This window comes from Craterilacuibacter sp. (assembly GCF_051659485.1).
Lineage (GTDB): Bacteria > Pseudomonadota > Gammaproteobacteria > Burkholderiales > Chromobacteriaceae > Craterilacuibacter.
Genome location: NZ_JBOFOO010000352.1, coordinates 1 through 2,040, shown reverse-complemented (window position 1 = coordinate 2,040; position 2,040 = coordinate 1). Strand labels below are relative to the sequence as shown.

The following is a 2,040-nucleotide window of genomic DNA, read 5'->3' as shown; positions in this document are numbered from 1 at the left end:
CCAAGTTCACTACCGTGCAATGCGGGGAGGCCCGCCATAGAAACTACAGGCCGCACTATATCGGTTTTGACCCGCCAAGGCAAGCCTGCGTCCATGTCTTCGTGTTAGTGTAGCGGCCATATCTATCCTTGTATCCTGAGGCTTTCATGTCATACCCCTCCGCAACTGAAACCGTGTTGGCCACCTTGCTGTCCTTCGATACCACCAGTCGCAACTCCAATCTTGAATTAATAGACTGGGTCGCCCAAGCCTTGGGCGCGCTAGGCATGACGGTGAGGCTGACGCATGACGACAGCGGCACTAAAGCCAATCTGTTTGCGCGTATGGGCCCGCCGCACTTGCCGGCCATTGTCTTGTCCGGCCATAGCGATGTGGTGCCGGTAGATGGCCAGAGCTGGAGTAGCAATCCGTTCGAGTTGACATTAAAGGATGACAAGCTCTATGGCCGCGGCACGGCCGACATGAAAGGTTTTATCGCGTCGGTACTCGCCTCTTTTCAGCGCTGGCATGCCGCAGGCTTATCAAGCCGGCTGCCACTGGCGCTGGCGCTGAGCTACGACGAGGAAGTGGGCTGCCTTGGCGTATCCCGCCTGATTGCCGATATCCACGCCTCTGGAGTGAATATCGCCGGCTGCATCATCGGTGAACCCACGGCGATGCAAACGGTGGTGGCACACAAGGGGATTGCCCATTGGCGCTGTCGGGTACAGGGGCGTGCCGCTCACTCCTCATTAACCCCGCAAGGCGTGAATGCGATTGAGTATGCGGCGCGGCTGGTCGGTTTTGTGACCACACTGGCCGAAGCCGAGCAGGCGCAAGGCCGGCGCAAGGCGCTGTTTGATGTGCCGTTCAATACCCTGCAAACCGGCTGGATACAAGGCGGTAGTGCGCCCAATATTGTGCCGCGCGATTGCGAATTCATTATCGAGTGCCGCTGGCTGCCCGGGGATGACCCGGAGCGTTTTATCCGCGAACTGGAAGCCGAGGCGCAAAAACTGCTGCACCGCATGCGTCAGGTCGCACCCGAGGCCCAGATCACGATAGAACCTATCGTGCATTGTCCGTCCTTTGAATGTGAAGACGACAATCCCGTGCAGCACTGGCTGCAACAATTGGGAGGCGGGCAGGGCAAGGCCGTGGCGTATACCACCGAAGCCGGGCATTTTGCCCGCGCAGGGATTCCGGCGGTGGTATGTGGCCCGGGTGCTATCGAGCAGGCGCACCGGCCGGACGAGTTCATTACGCGGGCGCAACTGGCCGCGTGCGATGCATGGCTGGAGTCACTGGCGCAGGCTTTGCTGGCAAACGAAGGGCGCTTGCCCTGAATGGCACGTTTACGCCAAGCACATGCTCAAGCACAATATGCGTACTTAACTATATAAATACTGCCCGGCCATAAGCTGGGCTGCTTAACGGATCAACGATAAGGGCGATCATGACGCAACAGAACACTCCTAGTGGCGCCAAACTGGCCAGAGACGGTTTTACTTCCAGCTTTGGCGTACTGGCCGCGACGCTGGGTTCGGCGGTCGGTCTGGGTAATATCTGGAAATTTCCGTACCTGACCGGCGCCAATGGTGGTGCCGGGTTTTTGCTGGTCTATTTGCTGGCGACCTTGCTGGTCGGCTTGCCGGTGATGATTTCCGAAATCATGCTCGGGCGTGCTGCCAAAAAAGATGCGATTTCCAGCCTGAAAACGCTGGCGCCACCCGGGCAGCCGTGGTGGCTGATGGGCGCTTTTGGTGTGCTGGCGGCTTTTCTGATCATGTCGTTTTACTCCGAAGTCGCCGCCTGGGTGTTTGCCTATGTATTCAAGGCGATTGGCGGCAGTATTTTATCCAGCGACCCGGCAGTGACATCGGCAGCCTTTGCCGCGCTGGTCTCCGATCCGGTGCAGTCCTTGCTGTGGCAGTGGGGTGTGTTGCTGTTTATCGGCAGTATTTTGCTGATGGGCGTATCCAAGGGCATCGAGGCAGTGACCAAGAAGCTGATGCCGGTGCTGTTTATCCTGCTGATTATTTTGGGTATCCGTAGCCTGAT

General features: G+C 58.0%; 1 protein-coding gene and 1 pseudogene. Both read left to right on the top strand.

Translation table 11 applies throughout. The features are described from left to right. The first annotated feature begins 146 nt into the window (after positions 1–146). Positions 147–1,325 carry an acetylornithine deacetylase gene (gene argE / locus ACRC1E_RS12035; RefSeq protein WP_438515333.1) on the top strand — a complete coding sequence of 393 codons (1,179 nt, stop codon included), beginning with the start codon at positions 147–149 and terminating at the stop codon, positions 1,323–1,325. A gap of 110 nt (positions 1,326–1,435) precedes the next feature. Then, positions 1,436–2,040, top strand: a pseudogene (locus tag ACRC1E_RS12030) (sodium-dependent transporter); the annotation flags it as partial.